This window comes from Rhizobium sp. BK491 (genome assembly GCF_014194925.1).
Taxonomy (GTDB): domain Bacteria; phylum Pseudomonadota; class Alphaproteobacteria; order Rhizobiales; family Rhizobiaceae; genus Rhizobium.
In genome coordinates, this window is sequence record NZ_JACIAR010000001.1 from 1075100 (window position 1) to 1097848 (window position 22749).

Sequence of the window (22749 nt, forward strand, 5' to 3'; positions counted from 1 at the left end):
ACGGCGATCAGCCAGTCACGCCGGAAGAGATCGCCAGAAAGATCGAAGCAGCCCGGCATCCGAAGGCGTCAACACCGCGATCGCGCTGCGGCAGCAGAAATCTCCCGCCGCAGCGATATTCCTTTAGGCGCTGGTTGACCCCGCGCCACCACCTCAATGGTTCTTGTTCGGCCCCTTGCCGGTCGCAAAGCTGCAGGTCTTGATCTTGCAGCTGGGATCGTCGCTGGTGGGCACGCTGGCGCTGGCCATCGAGCCCTGACCTAGGCAAGCCATCGAATTCGAAACGGTCCGATGGTACATCATCAGGCCCGGATGGTGTGAGGGATATCGCAGCACGATCGACCCTTCCTGAGCCATCTTTTCATGCACGGTGGCGCAGGTCATCGACTTGGAATTATAGGCCGACATGGCCATGGCGTTCGTGGAGAACATTCCAATTGCGGCAAGTAGGATGATCGTCTTCATGGGGCTTCCTTTGGTCGCGCCGAAGGGCGCTATCGAAAATGAGATAGTCGTTGATTAGCATTGGATTTATGACAGCGAGCCGACTTCCCTTTATCGGCCGTTTGACCACTGACAAGGGTGACCTGGCGCCCGTCTGGGTACGATTGCGCTGGAGGTCATTAGCACCGCATGGTGCCTGTCGGCAGGATGCGGTGCGAACGGAGATTTAGAAATCGTCCGTCACGCCAGATAGGGCCCGATATGAAGACCGGGCCTCATTTCTGTGAAGATCAGCCGAGACCAGAAGCCTCAGAAGGTCCGCTCGAAGCGCAGGATGCCCGAGAAGGTATCGTCGCTCGGCAGATCGTAGTGAACGTAGGTGAATTCCGGCTCGACCAGCAGGTTCTTGACCGGATTGAATTTGACGTTCGTGGTGGCTTCGAAAATCTTGGAGTCGGTATAGGCGAGCTGAACATTCCACTTCAGCTTGTCGTTGATCGGAACGCCGACGCCGCCCCAGACTGCCCAGTCACCCCAGCCGCAATCCGCGCCGTGAACGACGCCGTCGGAAGTCGTGCAAGCAGAGACGTTCTGGTTCGAGCCTGCATACTGGTTGAGCTTGTCGCCGTCAGTGTTCCAGCCACCCATCAGGAAGGCTGAGAAGACGCCGAAATCGGCGTCGATACGAGCCTTGATGGCACCCTCTTCGACGATAGAGTCATAGCCGCCGACCACGCGGAACTGCCAGGCGCCGGCCTTGTAGCCGAGACCGGCAACGACGTTCGGAGCGTAATGATCGCTCTTGGAAAGCTGCCAGCTTCCGCCATACGCGCTGGTGGTGGTTCCGGAGTTGCTGTCTTCGAGCGAGATGACACCCGTGAAGCCCGTGCCGCTGTCGTAGTTATAGGTGAGCTGGTTCAGTTCATACGGACCGTCATAGATGACGTCGTCCTGGATCACGTCGCCGGCATAGCCGATGAACTGGTTGTACTGCGAGTCCGTCTTACCCACGCTGAAGCCGCCGAGGGTGATGTAGGCCCACAGCAGGTTCGTGCCGGTGGAGCCACCGTCGTTCCAGTCCCAACGAACGATGGTTTCGGTCTTTAGCGGACCATACTCGGTGTCAGTCGCCGTATTGAGGTTGAGCTCGGCGCGGGTATGCCACTTGGTGCCGAAGTTGCTGTTGCGATTGTAGGGATCTTTCCACTGACCTTCGGTGCGAACCTTGCCGCCGACGCGCAAGCAGGTCTCCGTGCCGGGAATGAAGAAGTAGCCGGCGCCGAACGCATCGCAGATGCGCACATATTCCAGCGGCTCCGGTTCCGCGGCAACGATAGCATCGGCAGCATGCGCGCCGGATACGATGCAGAGGGCAGCAGCAGAACCGATAAGCAAGCTCTTGATGTTCATGGTAACTCCATCCGTCGAATGAACTTGCGCGATGGACGAACCTGGGGGTCGCTCAACATCAAGTTCCAGTGCCTAATTCGAAGCATAGCTTCGCTTCGATTAGTAAGCTGCATTTACTATTTTGTTCTGACAAGGGTTTAGAAAGGCCCCGAACATATATGACAGCAGCTTCATATGGCGTGTTGCGCAAACGACGCATATGTGTATGAAAGATGACAACCGGGTGACAACTACACGACAAAACAAGCAGCTAAGCCCGGTTCGCCATGCTCTGCCGAGATACATCGCTGGACCGATAGCGATGAGTCTTGCTAAACTTCCAACGACAAGCAGCTCATCCTTCCCTAGCAAATCGCAGGCAGGATCGTCATGCCGAAAATCGATATTGCAGCCATACCCGAAATCAAGGGTACACGTTATCCCGCTCCCTTCAACGACCCTTGCGCCGAGCGCATACGCCAGCGGCTGGGTGATGCGGGAGGCCTCAAGGATTTCGGTATCAACCTCATGCGGCTGCCGCCGGGCAACTGGTCGAGCCAACGGCACTGGCATTCGGAGGAAGATGAGTTCGTCTATGTGCTGGAGGGCGAACTGACGCTGATAGAAGACGACGGCGAAACCGTGCTGCGTGCAGGCGATTGCGCCGCCTTCCCGAAAGGCTCGGGTAACGGGCATCATATGATCAACAAATCCACCAGGACGGCTGTTTATCTCGAGGTCGGAACGCGCGCTCCGACCGACCTCATCACCTGTTCCGATGTCGATATGATGAGCTCGAGCACGGATGGGCGTTTCGTGCACAAGGATGGCATGCCTATCCGGACGGCTAAGCCGGTCGGTCGATGTCAACCGCTGCCATCCGATAAGAAAGCAGATGAGTCGGCGCTCCGTGGAGCATGACTTCGCGCTCGAAACGAAATCCGCATTTTTCCAGCACGCGCCGGGAGGCTGTATTGACGGGACGCACAAGCCCGATAACGCGCTTCGCCTGCAGATCGCCGCGGGCGAAAGCCAGCGCCTCGGTCACCAGTTCTGTCGCATAGCCATTTCCCCAATAATCAGGATGCAAATGATAGGAGAGATTGAGTCCTTCAAATTCCATCGAAACGGTAACGCCTCCGAAACCGATCAGCTGCCCCTCCGCTTCGATCGCCCAGCGCCCGAATCCATGCAGGCGCCAATGCGTCCGGTCACGAGCCAGACGCCGAGCGCTCTCTTCGGGAGAATCCGGTCTGGGATCAGGCCTATGGGCGACCAGTTCCGGCCGTAAGAACAAGGCTGTGAGGAAGCCGATGTCCCCCTCTTCCGGCATCCGCAAGGAAAGGCGTGAGGTGCGACGGATCATGGCGCCTCCGCTCGAAGGGTCACACAGCTTCTGCGAGTTCAGGCGGATCATAGCAGCAGGCATCAGTGGAAACGCCCATGCGGCACCCGCTGGCCTCGAGCGCTTCCTTGACAACCTCAACGAAAAGGCGGCGGAACCATACCGAGCGGCTGTCGGCCTGATCGACGCGGCGGTAGAGCATCGTCACCGGGTCGGCCGGCAGTTCGAACGGCGGCTCCGAAATCGTCAAGTCGTGCAGTTGCGCCATGCAGCGGGCGATGGCCTCCGGAACCGTCGCAATGGCCGGGATCGCTCGCAACGTCGACGGCAGTGCGGAAAAACGAGGAACAGTCGCCACGACTTGCCGGCGATGGCCGAGGCGCGCGAGAGCGACATCGACGCCGGTGGATATGGCACCCTCAAGCGAAACGGTGACATGCGGCGCGTTGGCGAAATGCTTCAGGCTCAGCGGCGCAGCGCATTTCAGATGCCGGCCGTCGTAGATGCAGAGCGACGCCTGTTGGAACAGCGGCGCGCGAACATGCCAGGAGGCCGGTTCGTCATGCACCGAGATGCTGAAGTCGAAGACGCCCTCGTCCAACAGACGCACGGCGTCGCGCCGGTCGAACGCCACGCTGGTCAGCCGCGCATTCGGCGCAAGCTGACGCAACCGCGCCACCAGCGGCCCGAAGAAGGACGATTCGAGATTATCGCAGAGCCCGATGCGGAACTCGCCGTGCCAGTTTTCAGGCTCGAAGGCTGCCGGCGGGCGAATGGCGCGCTCGATGCCGGAGAGCGCATCCTCGATCGCCGGCGCGATGGATAGCGCCCGCGGCGTGGGCTGCAAGCCGCGTCCGACGCGCACGAACAATTCATCATCCAGTGTCTCGCGCAGGCGCTTAAGTGCGGCGGAAAGACCAGGCTGACCGAGCAGCAGCCGCTCTGCCGCACGGCTCACATTCCGCTCCTGCATCAGCACGGAGAAGGCGAGCAGCAGATTGAGATCGATTTTTCGAAGCGTGGCATCATTCATCATTACGAGTAATACCTGACATGGTTACTATCAATTTGCAATAGGGTTTGAAGATGTACATTTTCTCGTTCCCTGCCGCTTTCACCCTCCCAAGAGGTGGCAGCCTAGAAAGGAACGATCCCGATGACTTCTTCACAAACCCGAAGCGGGGCGGGATTGGCGTTGCTGCTGCTATGCGCCGCCAATTTCCTCGACGCCATGGACGTCTCCACCATTGGCGTGGCCCTGCCCGCAATCCAGAAAGAGCTAGGCATGCAGGCGACCTCGCTGCAATGGGCCGTCAGCGCCTATGTGCTCGGCTATGGCGGCTTCCTGCTGCTCGGCGGCCGTGTTGCCGATCTCTTCGGCCACCGCCGCGTCTTCCTCTGGTCGCTCGGCGTCTTCGCCGCCGCCAGTATTGCCGGCGGTTTCGTCGATAGCGCCCCGACCCTGATCGCTGCCCGGCTGATCAAGGGCATTGCCGCGGCCTTCACCGCGCCGGCGGCGCTGGCCCTCCTTCTCTCCGTCTTTGGAGAAGGCAATGCTCGCGCGAAGGCCCTAGGCGTCTTCTCCTCCACCGGTGCTGCCGGCTTCGTGCTCGGCATGGTGCTGGGCGGAGCGGCAACGCTCATCAGCTGGCGCGCGACGCTCGTCATGGGGGCTCCCGTCGCCATCCTGGCGCTGATCATCGCCCCGCTCGTCCTCCCTGCCGATCATAAGCGAAATGGGCCCCGCGCCCGCTTCGATTGGGCCGGCGCCCTGACGATCACGCCCGGCCTGCTGCTCTTCGTCTTCGGCGTCACCAATGCCGCCGCCGATGGCTGGCAGGCCTTCGCGACCTGGGGTTCGCTCCTCGCCGCGTTGATCCTGATCGTGCTGTTCCTGATCGTGGAATCGCGCCATCATGATCCGATGGTGCCGCTTGCCATGTTCCGCCGCACCAAGCTCAGCCATGCTAATGCCATCGCTGCGCTGTATCAGGGAGCCTATGTCGGCTTCCAGTTCATCGCGACGCTCTATTATCAGACCGTCGTCGGCTGGTCGGCTTTCGCTACGGGCTTTGCCTTCGCCATCGGCGGCACCTGCGTCATGTTCCTGGCACCACGCTTTGCGACGATAGGCCAGAACCGCGGCACGACACTTCTCATGACCTTCGGCGTTGGACTGCAGGCCATCAGCTATCTCTTCTGGGTGCTGTCGGCCGGGCATATTGATACGATAGTGCTCGTCGCCATCTCGCAGCTCCTGCTCGGCGTCGGTTATGCCATGACCTATCCGTCGATCCAGGTCGCGGCCCTTTCTGACGTCGGCGACGACGAATCCGGCCTGGCTTCGGGCATGCTGTTTGCCTCCTTCCAGATCGGCGGCGGCATCATCCTGGCGGCGGCCTCAGCCGTCTTCAGTGCAGCTCCGAACTTCGGTTGGAATCCCTATGTCGCTGGCATCGGTTTCGTGACGATCCTTGCTGCCGCCATCACGCTGCTCGCAGCGGTCGGCCCGCGTTCGTCCGCCGCCAAGGCCGCAAATTATCAGGCTGCGGAATAGCTCGAAGCAGGATGACCCGCCTCGCCGGCGGGTCAATTCTTCTCGGCGCCAGCGGCTTCGGCGACGCGGCGCAGGAGGAGATCACGCTCCCTCTGATTTTCAGCAAGCGCGGCTGCCGTCTCGAAGGCTTGCCGCGCTTCATCATATCGGCCGAGCTTGTAAAGAAGATCGCCGCGAACGCTCGGCAGAAGATGATAATCCTTTAATGCAGGCTCATCGCGGAGACCATCGATGATCTCCAATGCCATCTCGGGACCTACGGCCATGCCGACCGCGACAGCGCGATTGAGTTCGACGATCGGGGAAGGAACAAGCAAGGCAAGCTCCGCATAGAGATCGGCGATCCGCCTCCAGTCGGTTTCATCGGCCGTTCCCGCTTTTGCGTGACATGCGATGATCGCGGCTTGCAACGCGTAAACTCCACCGGCACCGCCGAGTTCATGCACCCGCATCAGCGCTTTCAGGCCGCGCTGGATCTGCAGCCGATCCCAGCGGTCACGATTTTGATCGAGCAGCAAAATCGGATTACCGTCGGCGTCCGTCCTAGCCGCCGCTCGGGACGCATTCATCTCCATCAGCGCCAGCAAAGCATGTGCCTCCGGCTCCTGCGGTGCCACAGACGTCAATATTCGCCCGAGCCGCAGCGCCTCGCCGCACAATTGCAGCCGCATCCAATTCTCGCCGCGCGCAGCCGTATATCCCTCGTTGAAGATCAGATAGACGACCTCCAGCACCGAGGCGAGGCGCCGCGACAGCTCCTCTCCGTGCGGAGTCTCGTAGGAAAGCCCGGATTCCGACAAGGTCTTCTTGGCGCGGACAATGCGCTGGGCGATCGTTGCCTCAGACACCAGAAACGCCCGGGCGATTTCCTCGGTCGTCAAGCCGCAGATCATTCGCAGGGCAAGCGCCACCCGTGCCTCGCGCGAGATCAGCGGATGGCATGCCGTGAAGATCAAGCGCAGCATTTCATCGCCGATATCGTCGTCGAGAGGAGTATCTAGATCGGGCATGATCTGCTCGTCCTCCTCCATCTCCCGAACGATCATTTCGTGTTTCTGGTCCAGCATCCGACGCCGCCGCAAATGGTCGAGCGCCCGGCGCTTAGCTGTGGTCATAAGCCACGCGCCAGGTCGCTCGGGGATGCCCGTCTTCGGCCATCGTTCCAAGGCGACAATCAACGCTTCCTGCGTCAGATCTTCAGCCAGCGGCACGTCGCGCAGCAACCGTGCGAGACTGGTGATCAGCCGCGGCTGTTCGATCCGCCAGACGGCCAGGATCGCCTGATGGGCGCCGGCGGCTTTCAAGGCCGCCCGCCCCGATGACAGATTGAAAGCATTATGCCCTTGCTTGGGCGAGCGGGTCGCATACACCCTCGGCATTTGGCTCGAAGTAGGCACGTACTTCACATGTGCCTTCCCAGCCTGGCATGAAATCCTTGTGCAATTGCATGAACTCGACCGCGAGCGCTACGGCCTCTTCCTTGCTTTGCAGCTCGAAGATGGCATAGCCGCCGACAACCTCCTTGGCCTCGACGAAGGGGCCGTCGACCACGCTCAACTTGCCATCCTTGATCGTGACGCGGGCGCCCGTCGCAAGCGGCATCAGCCCCGCCGTATCGATCATACGGCCGGCCTTGATTTCCCGATCGGCGATCTTGTGAATGGCCTCGGCAAGCTCCGGCGTCGGATGCATGAAATCCTTGGCAGTGACGATAGACATGAAACGCATCGAAAGTGTCCTCCGGAAGCGAGGTGCCGGCACCATTGCCGCTCAACAAACCCGCTCATATTGACGACGAAGCAGCGCTCTGGAAATCGACAGTCGTTGCAAAAAAATCAGATCGCAGCCGCACAGCCGTAAATTCGACACCCATCCGTTCATCTCGGCGGCGCGGCGGCACCGGACCGCTTTATAGAAGAAGCAGCCGGATCAAGCGACCAGACAAACCCTCCCTTCGTTTTGTTGACTTCCCATGATCGTTGCAAGATGGTGAGACGAAATCGATCCGCGGAGTTTCGAAAGCCGACGCTTCCCCAGGAGCGGGCCTTCCGTAAAGCTTCGCAGACAACACGGCAGGAGCTTGTTTCATGTTCGACCATATTTCGATCGGCGTCAAAGATCTGGCGCGGGCGCAGAAATTTTATGACGCGGCCCTTTCTCCTCTCGGCTATGAGCGCGTCACCAACTTCGACGGTACGGTCGGATATGGCGCGGAACGCGCGCAATTCTGGGTGAGCGAGGTGGAACGTCCCGTGCCGGCCGATCGCGGCTCCGGGCTGCATTTCTGTTTCGTGGCCCCGAGCCAGGCAGCCGTCGACGCCTTCTATGCCGCAGGCATCGCCAATGGCGGTGAAGACAACGGCAAGCCGGGCATCAGGCCGGACTATAGCCAATTCTACTATGCCGCCTTCGTCATCGATCCCGACGGCTATCGGCTGGAAGCCTATTTCAAGACCGGCGAATAGATCACCGCGCGTGACAAAGGGAAACACAAACACTTCATCGGAATCGATCCGGGCCGTCGTCGTTCCGGCATGGTCGGGGGGCCGGAACGGACTTTCCCGATCATTCACCTTCAGCCTGGCTTAAGGCTTCTGTCATAATAGTCGCTCGATTGTGGTTTCCTGACGCCTTCACAACGCGGGCGGGCATCCACTTTGAACGTGTTCAGACAGCGGCCGACTTTTAGATGTACGACAACTCCATTGCCTGCACAAAACGGAACGCTCCGGTAAGCAGATACTTTTTTGTGTTTGTCGCGCTGTTCGTGCTTTGGTGGACACTGCTGTTTGTCTTCTATCGATTTCCAAGCATCGATCTCGCCGTTGCAAAAAGCGTCTTCACGGCGGAGCCTTGTGCATCGGCCTCCCCCGTCGGCAACGTCTGCGGTAGCTTTGCCCTCGCCAAAAATCGTCTCCTTCGCATGGTGCGAAACGTGACGCTCGCCCTGCCATACATCGCCATTCTTGTCCTGTTCGCCGCGCTGATTTCATCTCGGTATAAATACGGCGCAGGCTGGCGGACATTGAAAGCGGATCGGTATATCGCCGCACTGATATCGCTCGGCGTCGGCTGCGGCCTCATCGTGAACGCGCTGCTCAAAACCTATGGCGGCAGGCCAAGACCGCGCACCACGGATCTCTTCGGCGGTTCGCTGGATTTCGTTCAGGCAGGTTCGTTCGCCGGTCGATGCCTTGCAAACTGTTCCTTCGTCTCGGGCGAAGCGTCGTCTGGCGGCTGGCTGCTTTGCCTTGTGCTGCTTCTGCCGCCGCGGCTGCGCTTCTCCGTGGGTATTCCGCTCGCCATCATCTCGATCATGATGCCGGTCATGCGCGTAATGACAGGAGCCCATTATCTGTCCGACGCGGTGCTCGGCTGGCTCTTGTCTCTGGTGGTCTTTGCCGCGGCGATGGCTAGCATCGATTTCCTGCGGTCGGGAACGCAGGCTAAATCCTGAAGCCGGGTCGGTTCAGCTGGCAGTGCGCATCCGCATCAAGCGGCCGCGCCTCGCCGCCTTGCGAACACGAACCGCCATTTCGCTCAGTGCAAAAGGCTTCACCAGATAATCGACGGCACCGATATTCATGGCCGTCATCTGATCCGACAGCTGATCATAGGCCGACATGACAATGATGGGGGTTCTATCCCCGCGCGCTTCCATGAGCTTGAGCAGATCGAGGCCGCTGCCATCGGGCAATCGAAGATCGAGAAGCATGACGTCGTGGGCTTCGGCTGCAGCGGCAAGCTTGGCGGATTCCAGATCCACGGACCAGTCCACCGACCAGCCGTCCGCATTCAGATGATCCTGCACGGCATTGCCTATCAGTGTGTTGTCTTCGACCAATAGAAGCCGCACGATTGCATCCCCAGTTGCAATCGGGAACCTATGGGACGTATTTCTGACGACAACCTGAACTTTCGACACAACATCGACAAAAAGGAAAGACAGCTTGAATTCGAGCCAAACCGGCTCCGCTCGGCAAATCGCCGTTCAGGTAAATGTCAGGATTGATCACCATGGTGGCGTGCTTTGACCGCCAAAGCACACCTGTAGTGATGGGCTTTTCTGCGTCAGCCGCCAGCCCATGCCTCGGAGACAATCATTGACCAACGAAAAAATAGCCCCTGGCCGACAAAAGTTCGCGCCAGCAATCGGCAGCATCACGCTATGCCTTGTAGCGACGCTTTATGTACTCCTTGTGACAAACCGGATGTTCTGGACCAAGGCTTACGGCTATTTCATCGCCGAGCCGGCCGCCTTTGCCGCTTTCGTCATCGGTATCTCCGCGGCGATCATGGCGCTCTTCACGTTCTTCTCCGCCAAATACGTCACGAAGCCGGTTCTTATCTTCTTCGTGCTGGTGGCTTCGGTATCTTCCTGGTTCAACGACCAGTTCGGCGTCATTATCGACAAGGAGATGATCCGCAACGCGGCTGTTTCGACGGGCGCGGAAAGCAGCCATCTGATCACGACGCGCTTCATCACCTATGTTTTGCTGACGGGTGTCTTGCCATCTCTGGTCATCGTGTGGATTCGGATCGTCCATCGCCCGATCCTCAAGAAGCTCGCCTACAATACCGCCGTCATCCTTGCCTGTTCGGCGATCTTCGTCGCCGCCGGAACGACGTTCTACAAGACCTATGCCGGCATCGGCCGCGCTCACCGAGACATGATGGATACGCTCAATCCTGTGATGCCGATCACAAGCGCGGTGCGATACGTCATCGATGCGCAAAGGAATGCAAATGTCGTGGCTGAACCACTGGGCACGGATGCCCGCAGGGTCGGCGCCGTCGACAACGGCAAGCCGCGTGTGACGATCATCGTTGCCGGAGAGACGGCCCGCGCGCAGAACTTCTCGCTTGGCGGCTATGCCAAGATGACCAATCCGGAGCTGGCAAAGCGCAACGTCGTCTATTTCCCGAATACGAGCAGCTGCGGTACCGCGACGGCCACCTCGATACCTTGCCTGTTCTCGGTCTACACGCGCCAACAATATAGCCATCGCAAGGGGCTGGAGACGGAAAACCTGCTCGATGTGCTGACCCACGCCAAGGTCGATGTGACCTGGCTCGACAACGACACAGGCAGCTACGACGTCACCAATCGCGTTTCATACACCTTCCTGCCACACTCTGCCGATCCGCGCTTCTGCCAGGACGGCGAATGCAAGGACGAGATCCTCGTCGATAAAGTTGACGGCTGGTTGGACAAGGTGAAGGGCGACAGCGTGCTGGTGCTGCACCAGCTCGGCAGCCATGGCCCGGCCTACTATCAGCGCTACCCGGAAGAATTCCGCCGGTTCCAGCCGGATTGCCGCTCCAACGACTTCAGCTCCTGTTCGCAGGAGGAAATCGCCAACGCCTATGACAATACGATCCTCTATACGGATCACATCGTCGCCATGGTTATCGACAAGCTGAAGCAGCGCTCGAACTCGATATCCGGCTCCGTGCTCTATTTCTCCGATCACGGCGAGTCGCTCGGCGAAAACGGCATCTATCTACACGGCACGCCCTATATCATCGCCCCTTCACAGCAGACGCGTGTGCCGATGCTGGTATGGATGGCTGACGATCTCGCCAAGGTCGCCGGCTTCGATATGGCCTGCCTCGCCAAGCAGGCCGCCGAGGGTACCTACTCTCACGACAACATCTTTCACAGCGTTCTCGGCATGATGGACGTCTCGACGAAGGTCTATGATCCGAAGCTGGATGTTTTCGCCACCTGCCGCACGCCGTCGAATAAGCTGGCGCTGAAATGATGGGCTAGATGATGTCCGGCGGCCTTTTTTAAGGGTCGCCGGAGCATCGGGATCGCTCAAAGACGCTTGGGCTCGCGGATCGTCCGCTCGTTTTCGACATTGCCGGTATTGAGCGTCGTATTGCGCTCGAACAACACGACTTCGCAGGTCGGCTCGGCGACCGGACAATGTTCTACCCCATGCGGAACGATGATGTATTCGCCCGGCCCGAGCACGACGTCACCGCCATTTTCCTCGCGCAGCTTCATGCGCAGCGTGCCTTTGACGACCAGGAAGAGCTCGTCCTCCTCTTCATGATGGTGCCAATGGAAGGCACCCTCCAGCTTCGTGAGCTTCACCTGGAAATCGTTGATATCGCCGCCGACGCGCGGACTCCATGTCTCATCGAAGGCGGCAAAAGCTTTGGTAAGATTGACCTTTTTCAGTGCGACCATGTGTTTCCTCTCCTGATCCGACTGTGCTGACGTCGAAGTAATATCGGATTGAGTGCCACTGATCGCAACGGCGGCGTTGCCGAATATCGTCGGTTGCCATCGGCATATCGAATTCTTCGAAGATTTCAGCCGAAACTTTCCGGGTAGTGGATGGTCGGGAGCGGCACTACATGCTGTCTCAACATTATCATTTCGACACATGACAGGAAAAATCATGACGACAAACAATGTCGAATTCGGCCTGGATACTTTCGGCGACGTGACCTTTGACGACAAGGGCACGCCGCTGCCGCATGCGCAGGTGCTGCGCAATGTCGTCGAGGAAGGCGTCCTTGCCGATCAGCTCGGCATCGACTTCTTCGGCATAGGCGAGCATCACCGCGAGGATTTCGCCGTCTCCTCGCCCGAGACGATCCTGGCCGCCATCGCCAGCCGCACATCAAAAATCCATCTGGGATCCGCCGTTACCGTGCTGAGCTCGGACGATCCGATCCGTGTGTTTCAGCGCTTCTCCAGCCTGAACGCGGTTTCGAACGGCCGCGCCGAGGTCATTCTCGGCCGTGGCTCGTTTACGGAGTCCTTTCCACTGTTCGGTTTCGAGCTGTCGCAATACGAGCCGCTCTTCGAGGAAAAGCTCGATCTGTTCGCGGCTCTCCTTAAAAACGAGCCTGTGAACTGGGAGGGCAGCATCCGCCCGCCGCTGCGCAACCAGAAGGTCTTCCCGACCATCGAAAGCGGCCAGCTGAAGACCTGGATCGGCGTCGGCGGCAGCCCGGAATCGGTGGTGCGTGCCGCTCACTACGATCTGCCGCTGATGCTGGCGATCATTGGCGGAAGCCCCTATCGCTTCCAGCCCTATGTCGACCTCTACCACCGCGCCTTCGAACAGCTCGGCAAGCCCGTGCGGCCCATCGGCATCCACTCACCGGGCTATATCGCCGAAACGGACGAACAGGCCCGCGAGGAGCTGTGGCCCTGCTTCAGGGCAATGCGCGACCGCATCGGCCGCGAGCGCGGCTGGCCGCCCATGACGCGCGCGGAATTCGACAACGAGATCGAAAAGGGTTCGCTCTATGTCGGCTCGCCGGAAACGGTCGCGACCAAGCTTGCTCCAGTGGTCAAGACACTCGGCATCAGCCGCTTCCAGCTGAAATACAGCGCTGGCGCGCTCGGCCACGAGAAGATGCTGCGTTGTATCGAACTCTACGGCCAGAAGGTGATCCCGGCGGTGCGCGCAGCATTGGCGGCATAGTCGCAGCAAGCTCTCTGCGCTTGCCTTTCAGCGCGATCAAAACGGGCGCTTTGCAATACAGCGAAGCGCCCTTTGTTTTGCGCTGTCATTCTCCTGCAGCAAATGCTACAGATAATGCAATTGGTAGCATTCACTACAAAAGATATCCCATGGCAGAAACGACGCAGAAATCTCGCGCTTTCAAAGATCGCGTTCTCGATTTAATCGAAACGCTGGCACCGGCCGAGCAACGCATCGCGCGTTTCTTCGTCGATCAGAAGCAGGCCGCACTGTTGAATTCGGCCGCTCAGATCGCGCAGCTCGCGGGAACCAGCGACGCAACGGTCGTCCGCACGGCGCGCAACCTCGGCTTCGAAAGCCTGTCGACGTTGCGGGCCGCCCTGCTTGAGGAGCTGACCGGAGCACCATCACCCGGAATGCGGATGCAACGCACGCTGGCTGAAACGGGCAGCCAGGCCGGCGATGTGCTTCACCATGTCATCGGTATGCACGAGCAGGCTTTGGATGTTCTGCGGCGCGAGGAATTTGCCGTAAGTTTCGAGCGCTGTGTCGATATTCTTGCCAAGGCAGCGCGACGTCATGTCTTCGGCATCGGCCCCTCGGGCTCCATTGCGGACTATGCCAGCCTGCAGTTCAACCGCATCGGCCTGCCGACTAGCGCGCTCTCGGCCTCCGGCATCGCGCTCGCCGATCGCCTGCTCTGGATCGGCGAGGGCGACGCGGTGCTGATGATCGCTTATGCGCCGCTCTACCGGGAGGTCGAAGTGCTGCTCGACCAGGCCGGCAAGCTCGATGTACCGGTCATTCTGATCAGCGACGATCTCGGCCTGCTTGTTACCGACAGGGTGGCTGAAATCCTGCCCGTTCCGCGCGGCAATGCCGGCCACCTCGCCATGCATGCTGGCACGATGGTGCTGATTGAATCCCTGATCGTCGCATTGGCCGCCAAGGGCAAGGATATCGCCATCGACAGCCTTGACCGACTCAGCCAGCTGCGCGGCGCCATCGACAAGACATGGAGCAAGCGCGGCACGAGGAAACGCAAGTGACGACGCCGAAGTGCAGCGCGCACGCAATACGGCATATGGCCAAGCCCCGGCTCATCCAAGACATGAAGAATAATCGTCCGGAAAATACCATTCGCATTCAACGCCATAACCGTCATTCGGGAATCAATTCATGAATAGCCTCACGCCCATTCTCTCCACCGTGACGGCATCTTTCCTCGGCTCGTTTGTCGAGGTCGTGGAAGCCTTCACCATCGTCCTTGCCGTCGGCGTCACGCGAAGCTGGCGCCCGGCACTGACCGGCGCCGCGCTTGCGCTTGCTGTGCTGGCGGCCCTCGTTATCATCTTCGGACCGCTGCTGGCGCTGATACCGATCGAAATCCTGCAGTTCGTCGTCGGCGTTCTCCTCATCCTGTTCGGCATGCGCTGGCTGCGCAAAGCCATCCTCCGGTCGCTCGGCGTCATCGCCCTGCACGACGAGGAAGCGGCCTTCTCGAAGGAGACGGCCGCCTTGCAGGCGCAGTCCACGGACCGCCGGGCCGATTATCTCGCCGGCCTTGCCGCCTTCAAGGCGGTGCTGCTCGAAGGTGTCGAAGTGGTCTTCATCGTGATTGCCGTCGGCGGTGCCCATGGCCTGACGCTCTATGCCGGCCTCGGCGCCCTTGCCGCCTTCGTGCTGGTCATGCTGATCGGGCTGCTGGTCCATCGTCCGCTCGCCACCGTGCCGGAAAATACCCTGAAATTCGTGGTTGGCCTGATGCTGACAAGCTTCGGCATATTCTGGACCGGTGAAGGTATCGGCGCGCATTGGCCGGGCGAGGATCTCGCCCTGATCGCCATCTTCGCGATCGTCTCGCTCGCCTCCTACGCCATCATCCGCGCCATGCGCGGCAACCCAACAGCAAAGGCAGCCCAATGACCGTCCTGCGCATCGCCCTCTCCGAGCTTATCGGCATGTTCATCGATGATGGCAGTCTCGCCACGCTCTGCCTCATCCTCATTCTCGTCATTGCCGGAGCGGTGGAGTTTCTCGCCTTGCCACCGCTCGCAGGTGGCCTTCTCCTGCTGATAGGCTGCCTCGCCATTCTGCTCCACAGCGTCCGCCGCGCCGTGAAACGATAAGATTCACAACCCTCTGCAAGAGCCTGGATTTGCAGAGGGTTGTCGCGACACTTACCGAACAGCCTTAACTCTCGACAGAACCCTTCGCAGATGCGAAGAATTTCGCACGCGAGAACGCCGTGCGTCCGTACGGACGCACAATGGACGCTCTCAATGTTTGAATCTACGCATCAGGCTTTCCGAAAAGCGATCCCGATTTTCAGGCCGATGCTGTAGCGAAAAGGAGAAACGGCATGAGCAGCGCCTATCCCGAAGTCTATCTGGTACGCCACGGACAGACGGAGTGGAGCCTCTCCGGCAGGCATACCGGCCGGACCGATATTCCCCTGACCGCTGCAGGCGAGGAAGCCGCCCGCAAACTCGCGGGCCGCCTACCCCTCATCGATTTCGCCGCCGTCTGGTCAAGCCCCTCGCAGCGCGCGCAAAACACCTGCGCGCTGGCCGGCTTCGGCGACCGCCGCGTCGTCAAGGACGATTTGGCGGAGTGGGATTATGGCGCCTATGAGGGCATCACCACGAAGGCGATCCTTGCCGAACGCCCCGGCTGGCAGGTCTTTCGCGACGGCTGCCCGAATGGCGAATCTGCCGCCGATGTCGGTGCCCGCGCCGACCGGATCATCGGCGAACTTCGCAACATCGACGGCTCCGTTCTGATCTTTTCCAGCGCCCATTTCCTGCGCGTCTTCGCCGCCCGCTGGGTCGGCCTGCCGCCGGAAGGTGGCGCGCATCTGGTTCTCGATACCACGAGCATCAGCGTGCTTGGTTATGAGCACGACCTGACCGAGCCGGTCATCCGCCGCTGGAACGAAATCTGACGGCCGCGCACTGATCCCCGCATCGGCATAACTGAATCGAGCGGCCACAAGCCGCTCGATATTTTTTTAAGAGGTTAGTTGTGGTCGCTCACCAGCGCTTGAGACCCAGCAGCTTTTCACCGAGCGGCGTGAGTTCGGCCGTCGTGGCGTTGTGCTTTTCCCATTCACGGGGATCGCCAGGAAAGGCGTCGCGCTTCGGAGAGTCCAGCTCCCGCCATAGGCGGATACGTTCCTCGCGCTCGCCGACATTGTCGTATTCCGCCGGATGCATGGAGATATATTGCGCCATGCGAACGCGGTTATCCGAATGGTTGGGGCGGACGCCGTGCGCGAGCAGCGAATTGAAGATCATCAGATCGCCGGGCTCCATGTCGATGTTGACGACCGACAGGCCCGTCATTTCGGGATGCATCGGATCGCGATCGGCCGGCTGAGTCTTTTCCCATTCCTCGAAATGCTCGAAGAGTTCCGGCACGCACTGAAACCCACCGACATCGCCATCTTGCTTCTTCAGGCTTAAGACACCCTGGACGCCGATCGGCAGCGGCCGGATCGAAGTGTCGACATCCCAATGAATGAAGCCATTTGGGTTGCCCTTCACCTTCTTCGGCGGATTGAGATTGGCACGATCGATGGTGACCCAGAGATCCTCCCGATCCCAGATGTCGACGAAGACATCGTAGATGCGCCTTTCCATGCGGTTGTCCCAGAGATACTGATGATTGTAGATCTCCAGCATGCCGGTATTGTTGAGCTCCTTCATCTTGTGCTCGCGCCGCTGCGGCGCATACCAGGTGGAGGGATCGTTCGGGTCCTTCTCGTCAAAACGCCACAAAAGGTCGACAAGCCGCTCGACATTCGCTGCCGGCACAGCCTGCCGCACGATCACATAGCCTTTCGTGATCCAATGCTGCCAATCGTCCTTCGACAGCACCCTGAGCGGCAATGTCTTCTGGATATCTTTCAATTGCGTTGTGACTGCTGACGCGGTCGGGTGCGCGTCTCGTTTCAAGGCAGGCTGCATAAGTTTCCTCCATCTTGGCTACCCCTTTTGGTTTCGGGTGACGGCGGAAGTTGTAACTCTAACCAGAGTTTCCATGTTGCCTAGCTTTGGCCAATTCTGATACTATTCTGGCTCCAATGACACTGCGGACGCCCCATGAGGCCCTATCTCGAAGTTCTGCCCCGTTCGCCGGAAGCCTCCTGGAGCATGCTGAACCGCAGGCTTGACGACTGCATTCCGTTCCAGTGGCACCACCATCCGGAATTCGAGCTGACGCTGACGCTGAATTCCATCGGCCAGCGCTTCATCGGCGATCACAGTGGCGACTATGGTGACGGCGATCTCGTTCTCGTCGGCCCCAACCTGCCGCATAGCTGGGTTTCGCGCGCCAAGATCGAGGAAGAAAAGCCGCATATTGCCTTGGTTCTCTGGTTCAATCGCGACTGGCTGTTGCAGATAACAGGCGGCGCCGTCGAATTCCGATCCATCGAAGCGATGCTGCAGCGTGGAGACAACGGCCTTCGCTTTTCGCAGACGACCTCGGCCGCCGTCCGCTCCTCGTTCGAAACCATTTTCGAAAAGCCACCCGTCGAGCGCCTTCTGGCTTTGCTCGGCATTCTGGTGAGGGTCGCGGAAGACCGGCACGCGACACCGCTCGCAAGCGCGCCGGCGCAGGCGCCGGATCTCAAGGAAAGCCGCGAGCGCATCGACCGCGTTCTCACGCATATGCATCTGCACTATGCCCGCGCGATCAGCCTCGATGAGCTGGCCGATATTGCGGCGCTCAGCGTCTCCGGCCTGCACCGCATGTTTCGCCGCCATACCGGCGGAACGATATCGGACTATCTCATGCGCATGCGTATCGGCGACGCCTGCGCCCGCCTCTCTTCCACGGATCAGGCCGTGCAGCACATCAGCGATGCCGTCGGCTATGCCTCGCTTGCCAATTTCAACAGGCAGTTCAAGGCGCTGAAAGGCATGACACCGCGCGAATACCGGGCGATGTTTCTCAGGCGCTGACAGGCACCGTTGCAAGCAGTCTGGCAATTTTGGCAGCCGCCCCATCCGCAGCCTGGGCCTCCATACGGGCAATGCCGAGCAGCAGTCCGGGTCGCGCAGGGCCAAGATACAGCGCCGATATCGGCCGAACTGCAAAACCACTGGCGTTGATGATCCGCGCGAGGGCAACATCATCGGTCTTTCCGTCGCGGAACCAGCTTGCCAGTTGCAGCCCGCCGCCACCCTCGCCCACATCAAGCCAATCGCCGCAATGGCGACGAAGCGCTTCGACGGTTGCCGCCATGCGCTCGGCATAAATGCCGTTCATCTGCCGCAAATGGGCGCGAAACCGCCCTTCTCGCATGAAATCGGCAAGAGCCGCCTGAATGTGAACGGGCACAACGGCGCCCCTCAGCCGTTGTGCCGCTTCGGTGGCCGCCAGAAGCCGCGAGGGAATGACGGCATAAGCGACGCGCAGACCGGGCGCGAGAGTCTTCGAAAAGGTGCCGATATAGGCGACCACTTCACCGTGATCGATGCCCTGCAGGGCGGCAATCGGCCGCGATGCATATTGAAACTCGCTATCGTAATCGTCTTCCAGCACGATCGCACCATTGGCGCGGGCAAATTCCAGCAAGGCGAGACGACGCGGCAGGCTCATCGTGGCTCCGGTCGGATATTGATGTGACGGCGTGACATAGATCAGGCGCGGCGATGGCCCGGCCCCTTGCGCGATATCGATACCCTCGGCATCGCAAGGCACCGGCACGAGGCTGGCGCCAGCCATCCGCAGGATCGACTGCGCGCTGGCATAGCCGGGATCCTCCATCCAAACGATGTCGCCTGGATGATCGGGCTGAAGCAACACGCTCGCTAGCAGCCCGATTGCAGCACCGGTCGACGGCACGATCACGATCTGCTCGGGGCGGGCGACCACGCCACGTGTCGCCGAGATGTGCTCGAGTATAGCTTCACGCAACTCGCGAACGCCGCCATAATCGCTGTAACCAAGATCATGCACCCGTAACGATCGACCCCGAGCACCGAGACAGCGCGCCCAGGCGGCATGGGGAAAGGTGGAGACATCGGGCACGCCGGGTTCATACAATCCCCCGGTCTTGAATTCCGTAACACGCGGCAAATTTGGGGGCGGTGGTGCAGCCTGACCCGACAACGGCGTCGTCGGGAATGCCGCGACGCGTGTCGCCGCGCCAGATGTCGCGTGAAGATAGCCTTCCGCCTTGAGCCGATCATAGGCGTTGACCACGGTCGAGCGCGCAACGCCGAACGAGAGGGCCATCGTCCGCGTCGACGGCACCCGTTGCCCTGCCGGCATCTGCCCGCGCAGGATACGATCGCGCATCAAGCGGTAGACTTGCCCCTCTAGGTCGCCCGAAGACCGGTCCAGTGCCGGCCACTGCGCCACCGATGTCATGAAACCTCAACTGGTCTGTTAAAAATCAAAAAACTGGCCGTTTATAGCCTACCTCTTTGCTGGCAGAGATCAACGCCCGATCTGTGAGGAAGACATGGCCGATCACTATCCGCCCGACGCTAAGACCTACCCGACCACCGAGCGCACCCGCGTGCGACGCAGCCCGAAGCGCGGCAGCCACGCCCATGCCGATGTCCACGCCATTCTGGATGCCGCCCCGCTCTGTCACGTCGGCTATGTCATCGACGGTGCGCCCTATGTGACGCCGACCCTGCACTGGCGCGAAGGCGATTACGTCTATTGGCACGGCTCGTCTGCCAGCCGCTTCCTGCGCGCCGCCGAAGACATGCCAGTCTGCCTGACCTGCAGCATCATCGACGGCTATGTGCTGGCCCGCTCGGCCTTCAACCATTCGGTCAACTATCGCTCGGCCATGGTTTTCGGCACGGCCCGTCTCGTCGATGACATCGAGGAAAAGACCGATGCACTGCGCCGCCTGATCGAAGACCTGTTTCCCGGCCGCTGGGATAGCCTGAGACCGATGACCAAGCAGGAGGTCAAGGCGACTTCGGTCATGCGGATGAAAATCGACGAGGCCTCCGCCAAGATCCGCAATGGGCCGCCGGGCGATATGGACGAAGCGGATCATCCCGTCTGGGCCGGCATCCTGCCCATCGAAAGCCACCTTGTGCCACCGCAACCGGCACCGGGCATGCCCGACGGAATGGAACTGCCACAATCCCTAGCAGACCTGATACAATCCGGCCGGCTTCGCTGAACTACATTTGATGACCAAAGGACTTTGATATGGATCTGACGAACTGGAAGGGCGTCGCCCGCCCTGAGCGCATCACCCTTGAAGGCCGCTACACCCGGATCGAGCCGCTCGACACGGCCCGTCATGGCGACGATCTCCTTGCCTCGGCCCGCGCACCCGGCGCGGAAGATCGCTTTCGCTATCTTTTCGAGGATGCCCCGGCCGACCGCGCCGCCTTTTCGCCCTGGCTCGAGAAAGCCGCATCCAGCGCCGATCCGCTCTTCTTCGCGACAATCGACAAGCGGACCGGACGCGCCGAGGGCCGACAGGCATTGATGCGCATCGACAACGCGCATGGCGTCATCGAAATCGGCAGCATCCTGTGGGGACCTGCCATTGCCCGCAGCCGCGTGACGACCGAAACGCTCTATCTGTTCGCATCCTACGTCTTCGACACGCTCGGCTATCGCCGCTTTGAATGGAAATGCAACAATCTCAATGAACCTTCGAAGCGGGCAGCCGAGCGTTTCGGCTTCGTTTACGAAGGTATTTTCCGACAGCACATGGTCGCCAAGGGCCAGAACCGTGACACCGCCTGGTTCGCCATGATCGACGCCGACTGGCCGCGCCTTAAGGCCGGCTACGAGCGCTGGCTGAGCCCGGAGAATTTCGACGAGGCTGGCCAGCAGAAGACGAAATTGACATTCGGCTAGGCACAGTCCTGTGGCTTCGGCCTAAAGCAGCTTTCGGAAGTAGACCACGCGCCTGGTTTCGACGAAACCGAGCGCGGCATGAAAGGCGTGGCTCGCAAGATTGTCGATCAGTGCATCCGAGGCAAACTCAGTGCAGCCAGCCTCCCGCCCCCATGCGGCGACAGCCTGGCAAAGCGCCCGCGCCGCCCCTCCGCGCCGATCTTCGGGACGCACATAGATGCCCTCCAGGAACAAGACCGGCGAAGTCTCGCAGCCATTGACGTAATCATGCCGCAATGTCGCTTCGGCAAAACCGACGACATGACCGGCAGAATCGATCGCGACAAACGCAGAAGCATTTTCATGAGCGCGAAATTGCGCCAGTTCCGCCCGATGATGTTCGAGCGAACTATGGGGCCAAAGTTCGAAGCGCAACCGAGCCCACGCCTCCAGATGTTCGCCTGCCGCCTGCTCTATGCGCATGTCTCGATCTCCTACCCAACTGCCTGTTGCCGACCACAGGAAAAATTTCGCTTTCGACTCCACAATCATCGCGCTACATATCGCGCATATTCACGCGCTATTTCGCCGATCAGAATCTGAGGATGATGGAATGACATTTCAAAGCAGTTCGCGTCTTTACGCTGCTGTTTCCTCCCTGTTATGGCCAGCCATCCTATGCGGTGGACTAACGGGAGCCTATTTCGCCTTCCGGTCGGATATGCATCTTCTCTGGTTCAATGTCGTCTATCTTTCGACGGTAGCCATCATCGCCCTCTTCGAGCGGTTGATGCCTTACGAGAAGACTTGGCAGAAGCGCGATGGCGAGACCTTCAACGATATCGCCCATACGCTGCTAAGCAAGGGCGGCGTGCAGATCGCCGCTGCGATCGGGACCTCCTTCCCGATGGCCGTCGCGACGGTCGCGCAGCCGGCGCTCAGTTACCATTCGCATTTCTGGCCGGATCAATGGCCTATGGCCTTCCAGGTGGTGCTCGGCCTCGTTATCGCCGAGTTCGGCCTCTATATGGCGCATCGCCTGGCGCATGAGCATCTGTCGCTGTGGCGCTTCCATGCCCTTCATCACAGCGTCGAGCGCCTTTGGGTCATCAACACCGGCCGTTTCCACTTCATCGATACGCTCTTCAAGATCGCGCTCGGCCAGATCCCGCTTTATTTGCTCGGTGCGCCGTTGCCGGTCTTCCTCTGGATCGGCGCGGTCACGGCCTTCATCGGCCTCTTGACGCATTGCAATGTCGATATGCGCACCGGCCCGCTCGATCTCATATTCTCGACTCCCCGCCTGCATCGCTGGCATCATTCCAAGGTGCTTGCCGAAGGCAATACGAATTATGGGGAAAACCTCGTGATCTGGGATCAGCTTCTCGGCACCTTCTATAACCCGCCGCGCCCCTCCTCCACGGATATCGGCATCACCGGCAAGGTCGCCAAGGGCTTCCTCGCTCAACTCGCGCAGCCCTTCTCCCGGAAAGGCCGCAAGGAGATCATCGGCAAGAAGCCGAAGGAACTGATCCTTCAGGAAGAACAGGCCGCAAAGGCCGCTGCGGCAAGGCGGAACGCCAACGCTAAAATCCGCAAATCAGGCTAGGATCGCTTTCGATAAAAGGTGCCAATCGCGCCGCGCGCGGACGGGTGCGTGGCCACGGATAGAAACATCGCGAAAATTTGCAGCCTGATAATTCACTTATTTCCGTTTCAAACCGAGAAAATAT

General features: G+C 60.0%; 25 protein-coding genes. 14 read left to right on the forward strand and 11 right to left on the reverse strand.

The window, feature by feature from the left end:
- Window positions 1-153: 153 nt before the first annotated feature.
- Both FHX05_RS05345 and FHX05_RS05350 read right to left on the reverse strand, forming a co-directional pair.
- Complete coding sequence (locus FHX05_RS05345) at window positions 154-465, reverse strand: hypothetical protein (RefSeq protein WP_183870877.1); 312 nt, start codon at window positions 463-465, stop codon at window positions 154-156.
- A 288-nt stretch (window positions 466-753) separates the two neighbouring features.
- On the reverse strand, window positions 754-1854 hold the full coding sequence (locus FHX05_RS05350) for a porin (protein WP_183870878.1): 1101 nt from the start codon (window positions 1852-1854) through the stop codon (window positions 754-756).
- Between the two features lie 369 nt (window positions 1855-2223).
- Between FHX05_RS05350 and FHX05_RS05355 the strand changes: the two genes are divergently transcribed.
- Window positions 2224-2754 (forward strand): cupin domain-containing protein, encoded by a 531-nt coding sequence (locus FHX05_RS05355; RefSeq protein ID WP_348648305.1) that lies wholly within the window; start codon window positions 2224-2226, stop codon window positions 2752-2754.
- Here the strand turns inward: FHX05_RS05355 and FHX05_RS05360 are convergent.
- Window positions 2681-3199 (reverse strand): GNAT family N-acetyltransferase, encoded by a 519-nt coding sequence (locus FHX05_RS05360; RefSeq protein WP_183870879.1) that lies wholly within the window; start codon window positions 3197-3199, stop codon window positions 2681-2683. The two genes, FHX05_RS05355 and FHX05_RS05360, sit on opposite strands and share 74 nt — an antisense overlap.
- A 19-nt stretch (window positions 3200-3218) precedes the next feature.
- Window positions 3219-4214 carry a LysR family transcriptional regulator gene (locus tag FHX05_RS05365; RefSeq protein WP_183870880.1) on the reverse strand — a complete coding sequence of 332 codons (996 nt, stop codon included), beginning with the start codon at window positions 4212-4214 and terminating at the stop codon, window positions 3219-3221.
- Between the two features lie 120 nt (window positions 4215-4334).
- Between FHX05_RS05365 and FHX05_RS05370 the strand changes: the two genes are divergently transcribed.
- Entirely contained in the window at window positions 4335-5735 is a 1401-nt protein-coding gene (locus FHX05_RS05370; protein WP_183870881.1) for an MFS transporter, read from the forward strand.
- 32 nt (window positions 5736-5767) lie between these two features.
- Here the strand turns inward: FHX05_RS05370 and FHX05_RS05375 are convergent, their stop codons facing one another.
- Both FHX05_RS05375 and FHX05_RS05380 read right to left on the reverse strand, forming a co-directional pair.
- Window positions 5768-7039: an RNA polymerase sigma factor gene (locus tag FHX05_RS05375; protein WP_183870882.1), complete on the reverse strand. Its 1272-nt coding sequence runs from the start codon at window positions 7037-7039 to the stop codon at window positions 5768-5770.
- A 31-nt stretch (window positions 7040-7070) separates the two neighbouring features.
- Window positions 7071-7463: a YciI family protein gene (locus FHX05_RS05380; protein WP_183870883.1), complete on the reverse strand. Its 393-nt coding sequence runs from the start codon at window positions 7461-7463 to the stop codon at window positions 7071-7073.
- A gap of 359 nt (window positions 7464-7822) precedes the next feature.
- On the opposite strand from FHX05_RS05380, the gene FHX05_RS05385 reads away from it, so the two are divergent.
- Both FHX05_RS05385 and FHX05_RS05390 read left to right on the forward strand, forming a co-directional pair.
- Window positions 7823-8200, forward strand: coding sequence for a VOC family protein (locus FHX05_RS05385; protein ID WP_015340769.1), 378 nt, complete (start codon window positions 7823-7825; stop codon window positions 8198-8200).
- A gap of 284 nt (window positions 8201-8484) precedes the next feature.
- Window positions 8485-9192 carry a phosphatase PAP2 family protein gene (locus tag FHX05_RS05390; protein WP_348648306.1) on the forward strand — a complete coding sequence of 236 codons (708 nt, stop codon included), beginning with the start codon at window positions 8485-8487 and terminating at the stop codon, window positions 9190-9192.
- A gap of 12 nt (window positions 9193-9204) precedes the next feature.
- Here FHX05_RS05390 and FHX05_RS05395 read toward each other — a convergent pair whose 3' ends face one another.
- On the reverse strand, window positions 9205-9591 hold the full coding sequence (locus FHX05_RS05395; RefSeq protein ID WP_112415471.1) for a response regulator: 387 nt from the start codon (window positions 9589-9591) through the stop codon (window positions 9205-9207).
- 229 nt (window positions 9592-9820) lie between these two features.
- Between FHX05_RS05395 and FHX05_RS05400 the strand changes: the two genes are divergently transcribed.
- Window positions 9821-11500 (forward strand): phosphoethanolamine--lipid A transferase, encoded by a 1680-nt coding sequence (locus FHX05_RS05400; RefSeq protein WP_183870885.1) that lies wholly within the window; start codon window positions 9821-9823, stop codon window positions 11498-11500.
- A 56-nt stretch (window positions 11501-11556) separates the two neighbouring features.
- Here FHX05_RS05400 and FHX05_RS05405 read toward each other — a convergent pair whose 3' ends face one another.
- The gene (locus FHX05_RS05405) at window positions 11557-11934 is read right to left on the reverse strand and encodes a cupin domain-containing protein (protein ID WP_112334855.1); all 378 of its coding nucleotides are present in this window, start codon (window positions 11932-11934) and stop codon (window positions 11557-11559) included.
- A gap of 214 nt (window positions 11935-12148) precedes the next feature.
- Here FHX05_RS05405 and FHX05_RS05410 point away from each other — a divergent pair, with 214 nt between their 5' ends.
- The 5 genes from FHX05_RS05410 to FHX05_RS05430 all read left to right on the forward strand — a co-directional run bounded on the left by FHX05_RS05410 (window position 12149) and on the right by FHX05_RS05430 (window position 16130).
- Window positions 12149-13186, forward strand: coding sequence for an LLM class flavin-dependent oxidoreductase (locus tag FHX05_RS05410; protein WP_183870886.1), 1038 nt, complete (start codon window positions 12149-12151; stop codon window positions 13184-13186).
- A gap of 149 nt (window positions 13187-13335) precedes the next feature.
- On the forward strand, window positions 13336-14235 hold the full coding sequence (locus FHX05_RS05415) for a MurR/RpiR family transcriptional regulator (RefSeq protein WP_183870887.1): 900 nt from the start codon (window positions 13336-13338) through the stop codon (window positions 14233-14235).
- 130 nt (window positions 14236-14365) lie between these two features.
- Entirely contained in the window at window positions 14366-15112 is a 747-nt protein-coding gene (locus FHX05_RS05420) for a COG4280 domain-containing protein (protein ID WP_183870888.1), read from the forward strand.
- The gene (locus FHX05_RS05425; RefSeq protein WP_183870889.1) at window positions 15109-15315 is read left to right on the forward strand and encodes a hypothetical protein; all 207 of its coding nucleotides are present in this window, start codon (window positions 15109-15111) and stop codon (window positions 15313-15315) included. The genes FHX05_RS05420 and FHX05_RS05425 overlap by 4 nt, the downstream gene beginning before the upstream one ends.
- Window positions 15316-15548: 233 nt before the next feature.
- Window positions 15549-16130, forward strand: a complete 582-nt coding sequence (locus FHX05_RS05430; protein WP_112415465.1) for a histidine phosphatase family protein — start codon at window positions 15549-15551, stop codon at window positions 16128-16130.
- Window positions 16131-16218: 88 nt separating this feature from the next.
- Here FHX05_RS05430 and FHX05_RS05435 read toward each other — a convergent pair whose 3' ends face one another.
- A complete protein-coding gene (locus FHX05_RS05435) occupies window positions 16219-17154 on the reverse strand; it encodes a phytanoyl-CoA dioxygenase family protein (RefSeq protein WP_183870890.1) in 936 nt (311 codons plus the stop codon).
- Between the two features lie 135 nt (window positions 17155-17289).
- Here FHX05_RS05435 and FHX05_RS05440 point away from each other — a divergent pair, with 135 nt between their 5' ends.
- The gene (locus tag FHX05_RS05440; protein ID WP_183870891.1) at window positions 17290-18153 is read left to right on the forward strand and encodes an AraC family transcriptional regulator; all 864 of its coding nucleotides are present in this window, start codon (window positions 17290-17292) and stop codon (window positions 18151-18153) included.
- Here FHX05_RS05440 and FHX05_RS05445 read toward each other — a convergent pair.
- A complete protein-coding gene (locus FHX05_RS05445; RefSeq protein ID WP_183870892.1) occupies window positions 18143-19567 on the reverse strand; it encodes a PLP-dependent aminotransferase family protein in 1425 nt (474 codons plus the stop codon). The two genes, FHX05_RS05440 and FHX05_RS05445, sit on opposite strands and share 11 nt — an antisense overlap.
- A gap of 94 nt (window positions 19568-19661) precedes the next feature.
- Here FHX05_RS05445 and FHX05_RS05450 point away from each other — a divergent pair, with 94 nt between their 5' ends.
- Both FHX05_RS05450 and FHX05_RS05455 read left to right on the forward strand, forming a co-directional pair.
- Window positions 19662-20345, forward strand: a complete 684-nt coding sequence (locus FHX05_RS05450) for a pyridoxamine 5'-phosphate oxidase family protein (RefSeq protein WP_183870893.1) — start codon at window positions 19662-19664, stop codon at window positions 20343-20345.
- Between the two features lie 29 nt (window positions 20346-20374).
- The gene (locus FHX05_RS05455; protein ID WP_183870894.1) at window positions 20375-21037 is read left to right on the forward strand and encodes a GNAT family protein; all 663 of its coding nucleotides are present in this window, start codon (window positions 20375-20377) and stop codon (window positions 21035-21037) included.
- A 21-nt stretch (window positions 21038-21058) separates the two neighbouring features.
- On the opposite strand, the gene aac(6') is transcribed toward FHX05_RS05455, so the two are convergent.
- A complete protein-coding gene (aac(6'), locus tag FHX05_RS05460) occupies window positions 21059-21499 on the reverse strand; it encodes an aminoglycoside 6'-N-acetyltransferase (RefSeq protein ID WP_183870895.1) in 441 nt (146 codons plus the stop codon).
- Between the two features lie 130 nt (window positions 21500-21629).
- Here aac(6') and FHX05_RS05465 point away from each other — a divergent pair, with 130 nt between their 5' ends.
- Complete coding sequence (locus FHX05_RS05465) at window positions 21630-22625, forward strand: sterol desaturase family protein (RefSeq protein ID WP_183870896.1); 996 nt, start codon at window positions 21630-21632, stop codon at window positions 22623-22625.
- Window positions 22626-22749 lie beyond the last annotated feature (124 nt).

What these genes read in the sequence shown, in the direction of transcription:
- FHX05_RS05345 (WP_183870877.1), bottom strand. Translation starts at nt 465, where the DNA reads ATGAAGACGATCATCCTACTTGCCGCAATTGGAATGTTCTCCACGAAC.
- FHX05_RS05350 (WP_183870878.1), bottom strand. Translation starts at nt 1,854, where the DNA reads ATGAACATCAAGAGCTTGCTTATCGGTTCTGCTGCTGCCCTCTGCATC.
- FHX05_RS05355 (WP_348648305.1), top strand. Translation starts at nt 2,224, where the DNA reads ATGCCGAAAATCGATATTGCAGCCATACCCGAAATCAAGGGTACACGT.
- FHX05_RS05360 (WP_183870879.1), bottom strand. Translation starts at nt 3,199, where the DNA reads ATGATCCGTCGCACCTCACGCCTTTCCTTGCGGATGCCGGAAGAGGGG.
- FHX05_RS05365 (WP_183870880.1), bottom strand. Translation starts at nt 4,214, where the DNA reads ATGATGAATGATGCCACGCTTCGAAAAATCGATCTCAATCTGCTGCTC.
- FHX05_RS05370 (WP_183870881.1), top strand. Translation starts at nt 4,335, where the DNA reads ATGACTTCTTCACAAACCCGAAGCGGGGCGGGATTGGCGTTGCTGCTG.
- FHX05_RS05380 (WP_183870883.1), bottom strand. Translation starts at nt 7,463, where the DNA reads ATGCGTTTCATGTCTATCGTCACTGCCAAGGATTTCATGCATCCGACG.
- FHX05_RS05385 (WP_015340769.1), top strand. Translation starts at nt 7,823, where the DNA reads ATGTTCGACCATATTTCGATCGGCGTCAAAGATCTGGCGCGGGCGCAG.
- FHX05_RS05400 (WP_183870885.1), top strand. Translation starts at nt 9,821, where the DNA reads ATGCCTCGGAGACAATCATTGACCAACGAAAAAATAGCCCCTGGCCGA.
- FHX05_RS05405 (WP_112334855.1), bottom strand. Translation starts at nt 11,934, where the DNA reads ATGGTCGCACTGAAAAAGGTCAATCTTACCAAAGCTTTTGCCGCCTTC.
- FHX05_RS05410 (WP_183870886.1), top strand. Translation starts at nt 12,149, where the DNA reads ATGACGACAAACAATGTCGAATTCGGCCTGGATACTTTCGGCGACGTG.
- FHX05_RS05415 (WP_183870887.1), top strand. Translation starts at nt 13,336, where the DNA reads ATGGCAGAAACGACGCAGAAATCTCGCGCTTTCAAAGATCGCGTTCTC.
- FHX05_RS05420 (WP_183870888.1), top strand. Translation starts at nt 14,366, where the DNA reads ATGAATAGCCTCACGCCCATTCTCTCCACCGTGACGGCATCTTTCCTC.
- FHX05_RS05425 (WP_183870889.1), top strand. Translation starts at nt 15,109, where the DNA reads ATGACCGTCCTGCGCATCGCCCTCTCCGAGCTTATCGGCATGTTCATC.
- FHX05_RS05430 (WP_112415465.1), top strand. Translation starts at nt 15,549, where the DNA reads ATGAGCAGCGCCTATCCCGAAGTCTATCTGGTACGCCACGGACAGACG.
- FHX05_RS05435 (WP_183870890.1), bottom strand. Translation starts at nt 17,154, where the DNA reads ATGCAGCCTGCCTTGAAACGAGACGCGCACCCGACCGCGTCAGCAGTC.
- FHX05_RS05440 (WP_183870891.1), top strand. Translation starts at nt 17,290, where the DNA reads ATGAGGCCCTATCTCGAAGTTCTGCCCCGTTCGCCGGAAGCCTCCTGG.
- FHX05_RS05445 (WP_183870892.1), bottom strand. Translation starts at nt 19,567, where the DNA reads ATGACATCGGTGGCGCAGTGGCCGGCACTGGACCGGTCTTCGGGCGAC.
- FHX05_RS05450 (WP_183870893.1), top strand. Translation starts at nt 19,662, where the DNA reads ATGGCCGATCACTATCCGCCCGACGCTAAGACCTACCCGACCACCGAG.
- FHX05_RS05455 (WP_183870894.1), top strand. Translation starts at nt 20,375, where the DNA reads ATGGATCTGACGAACTGGAAGGGCGTCGCCCGCCCTGAGCGCATCACC.
- FHX05_RS05465 (WP_183870896.1), top strand. Translation starts at nt 21,630, where the DNA reads ATGACATTTCAAAGCAGTTCGCGTCTTTACGCTGCTGTTTCCTCCCTG.